A 14,425-nucleotide genomic window follows, 5' to 3' on the forward strand; every position below is an offset into this window, starting at 1 on the left:
TGCCACCCGCGCCCCACTCGCGCGACACTGGACGGGTGAGCATCGCCAAGTACGCCGAGCTGGGAACGTTCCTCCGCTCCCGCCGCGAGCGCATCCGCCCCGAGGACGTCGGGCTGGTGCCCGGCCCGCGCCGCCGGGTGCCAGGCCTACGCCGGGACGAGGTCGCGCACCTGGCCGGCGCCTCGGCGGATTACTACAACGAGCTCGAACGCGGTGCCGGGTCCCAACCCTCCGCGCAGATGCTCGCGGCGCTCGCCCGGGCGCTGCGCCTGACCGACGACGAACGCGACCACCTCTACCACCTCGCCGGCCGGCCCCTGCCGTCCCCGAGCGGACCGACCTCGCACGTGCACCCCGGGATGTCGGATCTGCTCATCCGGCTGACGTCGACGCCCGCGCAGGTGATCACCGACCTGCACGTGACCCTGGTGCAGAACCCGCTCGCGGTCGCACTACTGGGCGACCACTCGGCGTTCACCGGCTCGCGCGCGAGCTTCGTCTTCCGCTGGTTCACCGAGCCGGAGTCCCGCGCCCTCTACCCCGAACAGGACCACGACAGCCAGTCCCGCGCCTTCGTCGCAGACCTGCGGGCCGCCGCGGCGCGCCGTGACGCCAAGGACGACGAGGTACGACCGATGATCACCGAGTTGCAGCGGCGCTCCACTGAATTCGCCGAGAAATGGGCCGACCACGAGGTGGCGTTCCGCCGCAACGACCGGAAACGCATCGTCCATCCCGGACTCGGGTTGATCGAGGTCAACTGCCTCAACCTCTTCAGCGAGGACGGCAGGCAGCGGTTGCTTTGGTTCACGCCCGCCGTCGGCACCGACAGCGGTGATCTGCTCGCCCTGCTCGCGGTGATCGGCACGCAAAACCTCGCCGGATCGACTCCGCGGACCGACGAACCGTCTTGGTGATCCTCCTTTCGGGACGATGCTCGTAGGCCTCAGGGACCTCCGAACAGGGTGACCACGCTCTCCGGCGCATCCTGGCCGAAGAAGGTCTCGAGGTTGTGCGCCGAGTGGGCGGCGATCTCCTGGCTGCGGGGGAAGAGCCGCTTTTCGTAGGCGGCGAGCGCACTTTCGACGTCGGGCCGGCCGGCGAGTTCGCGTGCCAGGTGGGCGCCGTCGTACATGGCGAGGTTGGCGCCTTCACCGGCGAAGGGCGACATCAGGTGCGCGGCGTCGCCGACGAGCGTCACGCCCGGCACCCGGTCCCAGCTGAGTCCGACCGGGAGCGCGTGGATCGGCCGGAGGCACGGCTCCGCGTCGCTGCCTGTCACGAAAGCCGTGAGCAGCGGGGACCAGCCATCGAACTCGTGGGCGAGGCGGCGGAGACCGGCGGCGGGGTCGCCGAAGTCGATCGACCGCATCCACTCCTCGGGCTTGTTCAGTGCCACGTACCCGCGCACACCGCCGTCCGCGTTGCGGTGGGCGATGATGCCCTGGCCCGGCGCGACCGCCATCAGCGTGCCGCTGCCGGTCGTGGCCACGCTCGCCCGGTGGTTCGGGGCGAGGGCGATCTCGACGAAGCAGGTGCCGCTGTAGCGCGGTTCGGCCTGGGTGAGCAGTGGCCGGACCTTCGACCAGGCGCCGTCCGCGCCGACGACGATGTCGGCGTGGACGGTGGAACCCGCCGCCAAGGTGAGGTCGAAGCCGCCCCTCGGGTGGTGCCGGAGCGCGGTGAGCTTGTGGCCCCAGTGGATGGTCCCCGGGGCGAGCGAGTCGATGAGCAGGCGCCGGAGTTCCCCGCGATCCACCTCGGGGCGGGCCGAACGGGGGTCAGCGGGACGGTCGAGCAGGACCGTGCCGTGGCGGTCGACGACGCGCTTGGCGTCCTCGCCTGGCCGAACCAGGGCGCGGAACTCGTCATACAAGCGCGCCACGCGAAGCGCGACCTGCCCGGTTTCTTCGTGGATGTCGAGCAGGCCGCCCTGGGCGCGCGCCGTCGCCGACGCCTCACCCTCGTAGATCGTGGCGGCGACGCCGTGGACTTGGAGCACCCGGGCGAGCATCAGCCCGCCCAGTCCCGCTCCGACGATGGTGACGGTTTCCGGCATGGTGCGCTCCTCGGTAGCGGTCGACACCGGGAGCGGGCAGGACGCCCGATCTCGGCATGGAGACGCTCACCGACGGAACTGGCCTGCATCGATGTGTGCGCGATGTCCGGCGGGCTACGCCGCGGGACATCGTTTTTCGCGACACCACGACTCTAACAGGTGGCTGCCACCACCTCAGGTGCGCACCAGGAACCCCATGGTGACGTCGCAGACATCGTGGTTTTCGGCGTCGGCGATCCGCGCGTGCAGCACGCACAGCTCGTTGGCCGAGGTGGTCCGGATGTCGGTGATGGTCAGGCCGGTGGTCAGCCGGTCCCCGGCGTGGATCGGGCGGTGGTAGCGGAAGTCCTGGTCGCGGTGCACCAGCCGCCCGTAGTCCACGCCCAGCTCCTCGTCGCGCAGGATGCGCTCGGCGGCGGGCAGCGCGAGCAGGATCGCGAACGTCGGCGGTGCGAGCACATCCGGGTAACCACGCTCCCTGGCCCACTCCGGATCGAAGTGGGCGGGCGCGTCGGCACCGACGGCGGCGGCGAACTCCGCGATCTTCTCCCGGCTGACCAGGTACTCCCCCGACGGCGGAAAGCTGCGCCCGGTGAAGTCCTGGTTCAGCGCGGTCACGGCAGCACCACGACCTGCGCCGCGTGGTTGAGCCCGGCGCCGAAACCGGCGAGCAGCGCGAGCGAGCCGGATTCGGCCGCGCCGGAAGCCAGCAGGGATTCCACGGCGAGCGGAACCGACGCCGCCGACGTGTTCCCGGAGGTCACCACGTCGCGGGCGATCGCGGTGCGCTCCGGCAGGCCCAGACCGTCGGCCATGATCTCGATCATGCGCAGGTTCGCCTGGTGCGGCACAAAAGCACCGAGGTCCTCCGCCCGCACGCCCGCCACCTCCAGCGCCTCGCGGCACGCGGGCAGCACCGAGCCGACCGCCCAGCGGAACACGCGCTTGCCGTCCATCCGCATCACCGGCACCGCACCCGGTTCCGCCCACGGCCCGGTCATCCGCAACGCTTCCCGCGAGCCGAAGTCCGCACCCCGCACGGCCGGCCCGATCCCGGGCGTGGCCGACGGGCCGACCACCGCCGCGCCGGCACCGTCGGCGAAGAGGAAGGCGATCGTGCGATCGGCCGGGTCCACGATGTCGGTCATCCGCTCCGCCCCGACCACGAGCACGTGCCTGGCTTCGCCGAGGCGGACCATCGCCGAGGCCAGGCCCAGCGCGTGGCAGAACCCGGCGCAGGCGGCGGAAACATCGAAGCCGCCCGCGCGGCGCGCGCCGATGCCCGCGCCGACCGCGGCCGCCAGTGGCGGGGTCTGCACCAGGTTCGACATGCTGGCCACCAGCACGCAGTCGAGATCGGCCGGGTCCACTCCGGACTGCCCGCACGCCTTGGCCGCGGCCGCCACCGCCATCCACTCCAGCGTCTCGTCCGGGGCGGCGAACCGGCGCTCGCGAATACCGCACCGCGACTCGATCCACTCCTCGGTGGAGTCGATCCTGGTGCACATCTCGGCATTGCCCACCACCGTGCGCGGCCGGTAGCCGCCGAACCCGAGCAGTGCGGCGCCACCACCACCGCCTGGCGACAACATCGGCATGGAAACGACCCCGTTCCGTCCATTTCGGACTATTGTCGGCCAGTAATTCGATGATTCGAGATTATCTCGCCGAGTTCTTGAGCGCAACAATTCAGCGCGGTAGCCTGGAAGCGTTCCCGGCAAACAGTCGACAATGGAGGCTCCATGCCCAACTTCGGGCCCATCGAATTGCAGAAGATCATCGATTCCTGCGTGGGAACGGACGACAACATCCGGCTCACCGAAGGCAACATCGACGAGAAGTTCGCCGATCTCGGCTACGATTCGCTGGCTGTTTACGAGATCGCCACCAAGGTGCAGGACGACCTCGGGATCCCGGTCAGCGACGAGCAGATCGACGGCATGCAGACGCCGCGGCAGCTGCTCGAGTTCGTCACCGCGAGCGGCGCGCTCACGCACTGAGCACGATTTCCGGGCCGGCCGCTCAATTGCGGCCGGCCCGGGAAACGGCGGAAATCAGGATTCTTTGACGGCCAGCATTTCGAGCCTGCGCGCACTGCGGCGCTCGGTGAAGAAACCGGCCACCCCGGCGAGCGCGGTGACCCCGACGCCGAACAACACGGCCACCGACGGGCTGGCGATGGCCAGCACCGCGCCGGAAGCCATTCCGCTCACGCCGTAACCGACCCCGCTGCCGACGTACATCATCGAATACCCGGTGGCGTGCAGATCCTCGGGCAGCCGCTCGCGCAACGACAGGTTGCGGGCGGTGAGCAGCGCCGCCTGGAACAACCCGGCCAGCAGCAGCCCGACCGCGGCCCCCACCAGACCGGGCAGCAGCGCCATCACCGCCACGAACAGGGTCACCACCAAAAGCAGCAGATTGCTCTGCGTGCGATACGAACCCGGCCACCGGTCGCGCAGGCCGTAGCCGAACCCGCCGACGATGCTGGCCACCGCGAACCCGGTGAGCAGCGCACCCGCCCAGCCCACCGCGACCCCGCGGTCTTCGAGCAGCGCGGGCAGGGTCAGCTCCGCGGTGGCCAGCAGGTACATCGCCGCCGCACTGGTCAAGTAGACCGGCCAGGCCGACCACAGCGCGCGGCGGCGGCCGGTCGACGGGGTTTCGGGCACCGGTTTCCCGGCGGGCAGGCGCCACACCGCGATCGCGCTGAGCGCGGTGCTCACCGCGGCCACCGCGAACGGCAGCGAGGCGTCGAACCGCAGCGCCAGCACGCTGACGATGGCCGGGGACAGCGCCCACGCCGCCTGGTTGAGCATGGTGTCCACGCTCAGCGCCCGCGGCACGTCGTTCTCCGCGACCAGCCCGGTCACCAGTGACCGCAGGCTGCCCGGCGCGATCGCGGCCGGCGCGCCGGCCACCACGGTCAGCACGATGTGCACCGCCAGCGGCGCGTCCGGCACCAGCGCGAAAACGCCGACGCCGAGCGCGCTGATCAGCAACCCGATGGCGAGCGGGCGGCGCAGGAACGAACCGCGCAGGCGCGCGCCGAACACCAGCGCGCCCACCGTCTCGGCGATCGTGTACACCGCCGCCAGCACCGCGCCGACGGCGTAGCCACCGGGTTCCTCCCGCGCGAAGAACACCAGCGCCAGCGGCATCATCGCCACCGGGAGGCGGCTGAACAAGGTCGCGACCAGCCACACCGCGACCCCGCCGGTGGCCAATCCGCGGTAACCCATGCGCCCATCCCCTCGTCTCGTTATTCCGGCGGCGCGGGCTCAGTGCCCGCCGAGCTCCGGGAACAGTCCGCCGATCGCCTTCTCCAGTGCTTCCGCCGCCGGGATTTCGGTGGCCAGCACGCAGTATTCCAGTACGCCGGTCTGCGCGGTGTGATCGCCGGTGATCAGCACCCCTTCCCCGCGTCCGGCGTCGAACTCCAGCCCGGCGGCACGCACCTTCGCCACCGCTTCGGCGGTGGAACCCACCCGCCAGTGGTTGCGGGTGAGCATGACGGATTCGGTGAAGTAGTCCTCGCCGACCAGTGCGCGGCCCAGCCAGTCGAGGTGCGAGGTACCACCGACCCGGCCGTTGAACTCGGTCAGCAGCATGCCGCCGTCCGGGGTGATGATGCCGTCGATGTTGATCAGGCCGCGATAACCCATCGCCGCCACCGGTTCGCACAACCGGACCAGCGCATCGTGGTAGGCCTCCCGCACGGTGGCGCTGCCGACCTCGGAATGAATGGCGATCCCGTCGAAAATGGGCTCCATGCGCATTTCGCCGAAATGGTTCAGCCGGAAACCGCGCCCGGTGACCACGCATTCGGCGCCGAGCGCGATCGAGCCGGGCAGGTAGTGCTCCAGCACGGCGGGCCGGGCACCGTGATTGGTGTACCCGGCCCACCGGTCGCCGAAGTGCGACGGCACTTCGCCGCCGGTGACCACCGACAGGTGCCTGGCGCCCACCTTCGCCACCCCGTCGTGCGGGGCGAGTATTTCGTTGCCGTACCCACCGGCGTGGAAGTCCTGCTTGACGATGACCGCTTTACCGCGCTCCAGCAACCCGGCGGCGAACGACTCGGCCTCCGCCCGTTCGGTGGTGGCGATCCCGGTGGTGTGCGGCACGCCGATCCCGCCGGCGATCGCGCGGAACACGCTCTTGCTGTTGAGCAGGTCGGTGCCGCCCGCCGCGGCGAAGCCGAAGCCCTCGGTGTTCTCGTGCAGCCCGAGTTCGGCGGCCAGCGCGGTCACCGTGCGGTCGAACGAGTACGGCAGCACCCGGTCGAGGCCGCGTCGGCGGGTGAGTTCGGCCAGCCGGGCCCGGACCCCCGGGTCGGCGAGCCGGTCCCTGGTCAGCACGTCCGAGCCGAACGCCCCGGGCGGCGGCACCACGATTTCGATCGCGTCCTGGTCCATGCCCTTCCAGTGGAGCAGGTAGGCCAGGAAGTCCGGGTTCGGCGGCTGCGGCAGCAGTGCCACGTCCCCCGGCTCGGCCAGCCACAGCATGCGGACCGAGATGTTGCCCGCCACCGCGCGCTCGTCGGGGGTGAACGTGCGCAGGTCGCCGACCAGGTGGTCGTTGTAGGAGTTGCCGATCAGCAACGTGCTCATACCGCGCTCCCGAAGTCCCGCAGGGTCCGCTCCAGCCGGAGCAGCAGTTCGTCCAGTTCGTCGGCGGTGCTGGTCAGCGGTGGCGCCACGAGCACGGCCTGGGTCGTGTGCGCCACGCCGGCCGGGTACACGACCAGCCCGTGGTCCCGCGCGGCCAGGCACAGGCGCGGCGCCAGCGGGTTACTCGCGTACTCCTCGGCTTCCTGCACCACCGGCAGTCCCCACAGCAGTCCCCGTCCGCGCGGCGCGTAGAACAACGGGCTGCCCGCGGTCAGCTCGGCCAGCCGTGCGCCGAGTTCCCCGCCCACCCGCCGGGCCCGGGCGGGCAGGTCGTGCTCGCGCGTGTACCGCAGCACAGCCAGCGCGGTCGCGGTGGACAGCGGGTTGCCGCTCATCGTGTGGCCGAACGCGAAGTCCGCCGCCGTGCGGCCGGGCAGCACCGCGGTGCCGACCAGGCAGGCGCCGATCGGCGTGTACCCCGAGCTGAGGCCCTTGCCGATGGCGGCCAGGTCGGCGCGCACGCCGGACGGCTGGTGCCCGAACCAGTCCCCGGTCCGCCCGAACGAAGCCAGCACCTCGTCCAGCACCAGCAGCGCGCCGGACTCGTCGCACAGCTCGCGGAGCCGCCGCAGCACCTCCGGGGAGGTCGCGGCGGCGCCGGTGGAGGCCCCGCCGATCGGCTCGACCACCACCGCCGCCACCCGTTCGGGGCCCGCCTCGCGGAAGGCGTCCTCCCATTCGGCCACGCCGGGCAGCACGGCCGCCGGGTCGAGCGCCTTCACCGGCACGGTGCCTGCGCTGTGGTCGTGCAGCGGGGCCAGGCCCGCCCGCCGACCGGGATGCCCGGACACACCGAGCGCGCCGGCGGTCATGCCGTGATAGCTCGGGAACTGGGTCAGCACCACCTCGCGATCGGTGTCGCCGCGCTGGGCGTGGTGGTGGAAGGCCAGCCGCAGCGCGGTTTCGATCGCTTCGGACCCGGAATTGACGTAGACCACTTCGCGGTGGTCCGCACCGGCGACGGCCAGCACCTCGCCGGTGAGCTCCGCGGTGCACCGGGTGCCGAACTGGCTGCGGTGGGCGAAGGTGACCCGTTCCGCCTGAGCCCGCATCGCCGCGAGCACCTCCGGCACCCCGTGGCCGAGGTTGACGCAGATCGGGCCCGAACTGCCGTCGATGTAGTCGCGGCCCTGGTCGTCGTAGATCCGCGCGCCACGGGCGCGGACCGCGGTCGGCACCCCGCGCGCGGAGACCGGCGCGGGTGGGGCGGCGTGCGGGGCGGCGCTCACCGGACCGCCAGCGCCGACACCTTGGCCTGGAAGCCGGCGACCTCGATCACCGCGCGCAGATGGGTGCCGTCGCAGACCAGCGTGCCCAGCGAATCACGCACCTCGAAGTCGAAGCGGATCTTGCGGTCCACCCGGTCCGCGTGCACGTGGTAGCTCACCTTGGCGCCGACCGGGGTCGGGGCCCGGTGGTGCAGCACCGCCTCCACGCCGACGGTCATCTCACCGTCGTCGAGGTGACCGGCCAGCGCGTCGGCGCACAGCTTCTCCATCCGGCCGAGGATCGCCGGGGTGGACAGCACCTCCAGCCCGGTGTTGCCCCAGCGGCTGGCGCAGTCATCCGGTTCCACCACCCATTCCGATCGCGCGTGCACCGCGTTCTCCGAAATCCGGACCATAGCGGGAAACTCCGTTCTCGTGTGGGTTCAGGCGCTGACGGTCTGCCTGGCGGTGACCAGGTTCTTGAAGATGTTCTTCTTCTGCATTTCGTCGGTGCCACCGGCGATGCGGAAGGCGATGGCGTCGCGCAGCTGGCGTTCGATGCCGTGACCGCGTTCGCAGCCCAGGTGCCCGAACAACTGGACGAGCTCCAGTCCGGCTCGCACGATTCCGTTGGCGGACAGCAACTTCGCGCAGGACGCGAGCGTGCTGAAGTCGCCTTCGCGGCGGTTCAGCGCGTCCAGCGCGGTGTAGGACAGCGAGCGCGAGGCCTCGACCGCCATCTTCATGTCCACGATCTTCTCCTGGATGTACTGGTGCTCGGCGAGCGGAGCGCCGAACGCCTCGCGGCTCAGCGCCCGGTCCAGCGCCACCGGGATCAGTGCCTCCAGGTGCGCGGCGACGATGATGCCGTAGAGCATCCGGTCGAAGGCCAGCGTCCAGTAGAGGGTCTTCAGCCCGTCACCGGGCGTGCCGATGACCCGGCTCGCCGGCAGGCGCACGTTGTCCAGGTGGATCGGGCCGAGCGGGCTGGTGCGCAGGCCGACCAGGTCCTCGTGCTCCCCGCGGGAGACCCCGGTCTGGGTGGCTTCGACCAGGAACAGGGTGATGTCGTGCTTGCCCAGTCCGGCCACCCGGCCGAGGATCATCATCACGTCGGCCACCGGCGCGTTGGTGATGTGCGCCTTCCGGCCGGTGAGCCGGTAGCCGTCACCGGTCCTGGTCGCGGTGGTGGACACCGCCGCCACGTGCGAACCGCCCGCCGCTTCGGTGGCCGCGGTGGCCCCGACCGCGCCGGAGAGCAGGCCCGGCAGCAGGTCCGCGCGCTGGTCGTCGGTGCCGTAGTTCAGCAGCAGCTGCAGCAGTCCGGCGTGCGCGGCGGCCGAGAGCACGAACCCGGTGTCCCCGGCGCCGTGGGCCAGGCCCTCGAACGCCGCGATGTGGTCCCACAGGTCACCGCCGTCACCACCGAGCTCCACCGGCACGTGCACGCGCCAGAACCCGGCCGCCGCCAGCGCTTTCCAGCCCTGTTCGTGGAAGGCGGCGGTCCGGTCGCGCTCGGCGCTGCCGGGGGCCAGGTGCTCCCGGCCGAATGCGGCGAACCGCTCCCGCAGTTCCGCCTGCCGCTCGGTCCAAGTCAGTTTCACGCGTTCTCCTTGATCCGGTGGGTCTGGCCGGCCGCCGCCGGCCAGCGCAGGAAGGTGCGGCCCCAGGACATCCCGGCGCCGAAGGTGATGAGCAGCACCGCGTCGCCGGGCTTGATCCGGCCGTCGCGCGCGGCGACGTCGAGACCGATCGGCACCGAGGCGGAAGCGGTGTTCGCGACCACGTCGCCGGTGATCACCAGCTGGCGCGGCGCCAGGTCCACGGTGCGCGCGCAGGATTCGAGCAGCCGCGGATTGGCCTGGTGGCAGATCACGTGGTCCAGGTCGGCGGGCTCGATGCCCTGTTCCTTGACGGTGTCGGTGACCAGTCGCGGGAATTCCGCCAGTACCAGTTCCGCCACGTCACGGCCGGACATGGCGATGTGGTGCGCGCCGCCGGCCAGTTCCTCCGGCGTGGTCGCCACCGGCGGCCCGCCGGTGGCGTACTCCGACATCCGGCCGTCGGTGATCAGTTCGGTGGTGAGAATGCCCTGCCCGGCAGGCACCCGGCCGAGCACGACGGCACCCGCGCCGTCGCCGAAAAGCGGGTAGGTCCGCCGATCGGCGGGGTTGAGATAGCGCGAATAGGTGTCCGAGGCCACCACGAGCACGTATCGGCGGTCCGGATCGGCCGCCAGCAATCCGCGGCCCGTTTCCAGCGCGAACAGAAAACCGGCGCAGGAAGCGTTGACGTCGAACGCCAGCGATCCGTGCGCGCCGATCTCGGCCTGCAACCGGGCGGCCACCCCGGGAATCGGGCGGTCCGGCGTCGACGTGGCGGCCACCACCGCGTCGAGCTCGCCGGCCGGCACTCCGGCCGCCTCCAGCGCCTTCAGCGCCGCGCCGGAAGCCAGTCGCGAGGCGGTTTCCCCCGGTGCGGCGAACCGGCGTTCTCGCACGCCGATCCGCTCGGCGATCCAGCGCGGATCCACCCCGAGCAGGTTCGCCACCTCCGCACTGCCGACCCGCTGTTCCGGCAGGCACGATCCGGTGCCGAGCACACCCACGCTGCCACCGCTCACACCGGCGGTCACTTCTGCGGACACATTTCCTCCGGATTCCATTACGGCATGGCCGCACCGGGAGCCCCGATGCAGCGCAAACTATTTGTGCAGACGGAATTCGGCCACGTCGCCGCGGCCGACGATCAAGTGAAGTCGGCGAACGCGGTCAATCGAAAAACCCCCACGCGGCCCGGACAATTTCCGGCCGGCAGTTCGCACGCTACCAACGTCGCACCGAAACCCACAACCGGGAACCAACCCGCAAAACGGGGTCACCCCAACGGAGCACACCCGGGGGTGGGTCCCCACACTCAGGCTACTTTTCGCCTGCCATTACTAATGCGTGACATCCGACGATCCGGTGTCGCTCGACGTCGCCCGCTCTCAGGACTCAAGAATTGCCACCCATGCCTTGACAGCCGACTGCGGCGGCCCCCTACACTGGCCATCGGCCAGGGGCAGTACAGCTCCGTCCGGCCGCTGCAGCAGGAAAACACTGGGGAAGACCGGCCTCGCGGCCACCGGAAAATCATCCGGTAGAGGCGGAGCGAGTCCGGCCGGTGCCGAAATCGGACACCGATGCGGAAAGGGGTCGGGGGACCTCCGTGTGCACGCGACACACGGCCAACTGCTTTCGAAGATCGATTCCGCGCGCGGCCCGCAGCCGCTGATTCAGCACGTCAGCACGGTTTCCGTCAGCGCCGACGGACGTTCATTCATCATACTCACGCGCTTAAGCGTCGGAGCCAGGAGAGCCACCGATCCCGATGACCAATTACGACCGCAGAAGACACGGAATCCACAACCTGGAGCGACCTGAGGTCATCGCCGACCCCCGTGGTTACGTCGAGGCCATCGGCGAGCTCGGCCCGCTCTTCTTCGACGAGGTGGGACAGCTCTGGGTGTGCTCGGGTTACCGCGAGGCGGCCCAGATCCTCAGCGACTTCAAGAACTTCTCCTCCGCTCGCGGGCGGCAGCGCGGTGAACTGGCCGAACGCGGCCTCGGACCGGGCGCGGAACTCGCCGCGATGGTGGGCGAGCAGATGCTGTTCGTCGACCCGCCGTCGCACAGCGAACTGCGCGCGCCGCTGCGAGAGCAGTTCACCGTGGCCAAGGTCCGCGAACGCGACGAGGACGTCCGCGACCTGGTCGGCGCCATTCTCGACCGGCTGCCCGGCGAGGGCGAGATCGACCTGGTCGGCGACCTGGCGGGCCCGGTGCCCTCCGCGCTGGTGGCCTACCTGCTGGGCATGCCGGGCAGGCAGCTCGAACTCGGGCGGTGGGCCGATGGCTACGAACGCCTGCTGGGCAGCCTTTCCTCGCTGCCCGACGTCCGCGACGGCGAAGTGGTGCCGATCCTGCGGGAGGCGATGGCCGCGTTCACCGACCAGGCCAGGGCACGCCTGGCCCAGCCGGCCGACGACCTGATCGGCGCGCTGGCCGGGCCACTGGCCGGGCTGGACGACGAGGCCGAACTCGAGCGGCGGCTGCACATCATCGCGGCGAACTGCGTGGTGCTGGTCGGCGGCGGGTACCAGACGCTCACCCAGCTGGTGGCCGGCGGGCTCCTGCTGCTGGAGCAGCACCCCGAGCAGCTGCGGGCGCTGCGCGAGCGGCCCGAGCTGATCGACTCCGCGATCGACGAGTTCATGCGCCTCAACGGTTCCAGCCAGTACGTCGCCCGGCAGGTCACCGCCGATGTCGAACTCGCCGGGATGACGCTGCGGGCGGGGCAGAGCGTGCTCGTGCACCTCGGCGCGGCCAATCTCGACCCCGCCGTGTACGAGAACCCGCACCAGCTGGACATCACCCGCCGCGGCCCGCGGCACCTGGGCTTCGGCCTGGGCAGGCACTACTGCGCCGGCGCGCCGTACGCCCAGCAGGCCGCGCGCTGGGCGATCCTCGGTTTCCTCGACCGCTATCCGCACTACGAGACCGCGCCCGGCCCGGACGCGGTGGTGTGGGGCAAGCACGCCAACACCAGGGCGCCCGCCAGGGTGCGGATACGCGTGTCGGCCGGGCGCCCCGAAGCCCCCGCGGGCAAACCGGCTGCGTCCACTGTGGACACTGTGGACATTCGCGCGCTGCTGGAACGGTTCAACGACAACGAGGTCGCGCTCGGCGAGCACCGGTGCTGGCACCAGCTCTTCGAGCGGTGGGCCCGGATCACCCCGAACGCCATCGCGGTGCGCGACAGCGACGGTGAGTACGGTTACGCCGAGCTGGACGAGCGCGCCAACGCGCTGGCCAGGACGCTGCGCGCGAGCAACGTGCAGCCGGAGTCCGTGGTCGCCGTGGTGATGGAACGCTCGGTCGACTTCGTGATCTCGGTGCTCGCGGTGGCCAAGGCGGGTGGCGCCTTCCTGCTCGCCGCCGCCGATTCGCCCACCGAGCGGATGCGCCACATGCTCCACGACGCCTCGGCGGAACTGGTGCTGGCCGACGAGCGGACCGCGGCGCGCCTGCGCGACGCCGGGCTGACCACCACCGTGCTGATCCCCGGCACCACCGGCCGGGCCCCGGTGCCGCCGGTCACCGGCACCACCGGCGGGAACACCGCCTACGCCGTGTTCACCAGCGGTACCACCGGGCAGCCGAAGGGCATCGTGATCGACCACCTCGGCGTGGTGAACCTGCACCTGGCGCAGCGGCGGATCCTGCGCATCACCCCCGCCGACCGGGTGCTGCAGTTCCTCTCCCCCAGTTTCGACGGCTGCGTGTTCGACCTGGTGCTGGCGCTGACCGCGGGCGCGACGCTGGAGGTGGCACGCGGACCGGAGCTGACCGTCGGCCCGCCGCTGATCCGCCTGCTGCGCGAGCGGGGGGTCACCGCGGCGAACCTCACCCCGTCGGTCTGGGCCGCGCTGCCCGACGCCGAACTGCCCGACCTCCGGCTGGCGATGGCCGCCGGCGAACGGCTCCCCGCCGCCACGATCACCCGCTGGCACCGGCCGGGACGGCGGTTCTGCAACCTCTACGGGCCGGCGGAGACCGCGGTGTGGGCCACCTGGCACGACTGCGTGCCCGGCGAGGCACCGCCGATCGGCAGCCCGGTGACGAACAAGCGGGTCTACGTGCTCGACGAGGACCTGCGCCCGGTCGGCATCGGCGTGCCGGGGGAAATCTGCGTCAGCGGGCTCGGCGTCGGCCGGTACCTGTCCCGGCCCGAGCTGATGGAGACCAAGTTCGCGCCGGACCCGTTCGGGCGGCCGGGTGAACTGCTCTACCGCACGGGTGACATCGGGCAGTGGCTGCCGTCGGGCTCGCTGGAGTTCCTCGGCCGTCGCGACCGGCAGGTCAAGATCCGCGGGCAGCGGGTCGAACTCGACGAGATCGAGCGGACGCTGTCGCTGGCACCGGGCGTCGCCGAGAACGTGGTGATCGCGGCCAACGGCGCGCTCGAGGCGCTGGTCGTGCCGGCCGGCACCGAGCTCGACGAGCAGGCGGTGCGGGAGTACCTGTCCGCGCGGCTGCACACCGGCATGGTGCCCGCCAAGTTCACCGTGGTGGAGGAGCTGCCGCGGACCGACACCGGCAAGCGGCGGCTCGACCAGGCCGCCGCGGCGGCCGCGCCACCGGTGACCCGGCCGGAATCCGGGACCGGGCAGGCCATCGCCACCGACTTCGCCGGCGCGCTCGACCGGCTGGTGCGGTTGTTCGCCGATTGCCTGCGGGTGCCCGCCACCCAGGTGCGCGCCGAGTCGGACTTCTTCGCCGAAGGCGGCGACTCGCTGGCCCTGTCCGCCCTGCTGACCGCGATCGAGCAGGAGTTCGGCACCCGGATCGACGTGGAGCGCCTGCTCGACGACCCCAGCCCGATCGGGGTCGCGCGGGCGGTCACCGGCGCGCCGCCCCGGCTGGCGAGGACCGCCCGGTGAGT

12 protein-coding genes are annotated in these 14,425 nt (G+C 71.3%); 3 read left to right on the top strand and 9 right to left on the bottom strand.

What is annotated here, in order from left to right; translation table 11 throughout:
- Nucleotides 1-35 precede the first annotated feature (35 nt).
- Complete coding sequence (locus JYK18_RS36515) at nucleotides 36-917, top strand: helix-turn-helix transcriptional regulator (protein WP_307796211.1); 882 nt, start codon at nucleotides 36-38, stop codon at nucleotides 915-917.
- Nucleotides 918-946: 29 nt separating this feature from the next.
- Here JYK18_RS36515 and JYK18_RS36520 read toward each other — a convergent pair whose 3' ends face one another.
- From JYK18_RS36520 to JYK18_RS36530, 3 genes are all read right to left on the bottom strand, one after another.
- On the bottom strand, nucleotides 947-2,059 hold the full coding sequence (locus tag JYK18_RS36520) for an NAD(P)/FAD-dependent oxidoreductase (protein ID WP_206807963.1): 1,113 nt from the start codon (nucleotides 2,057-2,059) through the stop codon (nucleotides 947-949).
- 174 nt (nucleotides 2,060-2,233) lie between these two features.
- Complete coding sequence (locus tag JYK18_RS36525; RefSeq protein WP_206807964.1) at nucleotides 2,234-2,677, bottom strand: MaoC family dehydratase N-terminal domain-containing protein; 444 nt, start codon at nucleotides 2,675-2,677, stop codon at nucleotides 2,234-2,236.
- The gene (locus JYK18_RS36530; RefSeq protein ID WP_242582423.1) at nucleotides 2,674-3,657 is read right to left on the bottom strand and encodes a beta-ketoacyl-ACP synthase 3; all 984 of its coding nucleotides are present in this window, start codon (nucleotides 3,655-3,657) and stop codon (nucleotides 2,674-2,676) included. The genes JYK18_RS36525 and JYK18_RS36530 overlap by 4 nt, the downstream gene beginning before the upstream one ends.
- Before the next feature lie 144 nt (nucleotides 3,658-3,801).
- On the opposite strand from JYK18_RS36530, the gene JYK18_RS36535 reads away from it, so the two are divergent.
- Nucleotides 3,802-4,059 (top strand): acyl carrier protein, encoded by a 258-nt coding sequence (locus tag JYK18_RS36535; RefSeq protein WP_206807965.1) that lies wholly within the window; start codon nucleotides 3,802-3,804, stop codon nucleotides 4,057-4,059.
- Between the two features lie 54 nt (nucleotides 4,060-4,113).
- On the opposite strand, the gene JYK18_RS36540 is transcribed toward JYK18_RS36535, so the two are convergent.
- The 6 genes from JYK18_RS36540 to JYK18_RS36565 are packed head-to-tail and all read right to left on the bottom strand — an operon-like array spanning nucleotide 4,114 to nucleotide 10,587.
- Entirely contained in the window at nucleotides 4,114-5,301 is a 1,188-nt protein-coding gene (locus JYK18_RS36540) for an MFS transporter (protein ID WP_206807966.1), read from the bottom strand.
- A 39-nt stretch (nucleotides 5,302-5,340) separates the two neighbouring features.
- Entirely contained in the window at nucleotides 5,341-6,672 is a 1,332-nt protein-coding gene (locus JYK18_RS36545) for a peptide ligase PGM1-related protein (RefSeq protein ID WP_206807967.1), read from the bottom strand.
- On the bottom strand, nucleotides 6,669-7,961 hold the full coding sequence (locus tag JYK18_RS36550; RefSeq protein WP_206807968.1) for an aspartate aminotransferase family protein: 1,293 nt from the start codon (nucleotides 7,959-7,961) through the stop codon (nucleotides 6,669-6,671). The genes JYK18_RS36545 and JYK18_RS36550 overlap by 4 nt, the downstream gene beginning before the upstream one ends.
- Nucleotides 7,958-8,356: a thioesterase family protein gene (locus JYK18_RS36555; protein WP_206807969.1), complete on the bottom strand. Its 399-nt coding sequence runs from the start codon at nucleotides 8,354-8,356 to the stop codon at nucleotides 7,958-7,960. Before JYK18_RS36555 ends, JYK18_RS36550 begins: the two co-directional genes overlap by 4 nt.
- A 27-nt stretch (nucleotides 8,357-8,383) precedes the next feature.
- Nucleotides 8,384-9,544: an acyl-CoA dehydrogenase family protein gene (locus JYK18_RS36560; RefSeq protein WP_206807970.1), complete on the bottom strand. Its 1,161-nt coding sequence runs from the start codon at nucleotides 9,542-9,544 to the stop codon at nucleotides 8,384-8,386.
- Nucleotides 9,541-10,587, bottom strand: coding sequence for a ketoacyl-ACP synthase III (locus tag JYK18_RS36565; protein ID WP_307796212.1), 1,047 nt, complete (start codon nucleotides 10,585-10,587; stop codon nucleotides 9,541-9,543). Before JYK18_RS36565 ends, JYK18_RS36560 begins: the two co-directional genes overlap by 4 nt.
- A gap of 725 nt (nucleotides 10,588-11,312) precedes the next feature.
- Between JYK18_RS36565 and JYK18_RS36570 the strand changes: the two genes are divergently transcribed.
- Nucleotides 11,313-14,423 (top strand): amino acid adenylation domain-containing protein, encoded by a 3,111-nt coding sequence (locus JYK18_RS36570; RefSeq protein WP_206807972.1) that lies wholly within the window; start codon nucleotides 11,313-11,315, stop codon nucleotides 14,421-14,423.
- Nucleotides 14,424-14,425 lie beyond the last annotated feature (2 nt).

Source organism: Amycolatopsis sp. 195334CR (genome assembly GCF_017309385.1).
Lineage (GTDB): Bacteria > Actinomycetota > Actinomycetes > Mycobacteriales > Pseudonocardiaceae > Amycolatopsis.

Bases quoted from the DNA above. Each gene is read 5' to 3' on its own strand.
- JYK18_RS36520 (WP_206807963.1), bottom strand. From the start codon at position 2,059: ATGCCGGAAACCGTCACCATCGTCGGAGCGGGACTGGGCGGGCTGATG.
- JYK18_RS36570 (WP_206807972.1), top strand. From the start codon at position 11,313: ATGACCAATTACGACCGCAGAAGACACGGAATCCACAACCTGGAGCGA.
- JYK18_RS36555 (WP_206807969.1), bottom strand. From the start codon at position 8,356: ATGGTCCGGATTTCGGAGAACGCGGTGCACGCGCGATCGGAATGGGTG.
- JYK18_RS36535 (WP_206807965.1), top strand. From the start codon at position 3,802: ATGCCCAACTTCGGGCCCATCGAATTGCAGAAGATCATCGATTCCTGC.
- JYK18_RS36530 (WP_242582423.1), bottom strand. From the start codon at position 3,657: ATGCCGATGTTGTCGCCAGGCGGTGGTGGTGGCGCCGCACTGCTCGGG.
- JYK18_RS36545 (WP_206807967.1), bottom strand. From the start codon at position 6,672: ATGAGCACGTTGCTGATCGGCAACTCCTACAACGACCACCTGGTCGGC.
- JYK18_RS36540 (WP_206807966.1), bottom strand. From the start codon at position 5,301: ATGGGTTACCGCGGATTGGCCACCGGCGGGGTCGCGGTGTGGCTGGTC.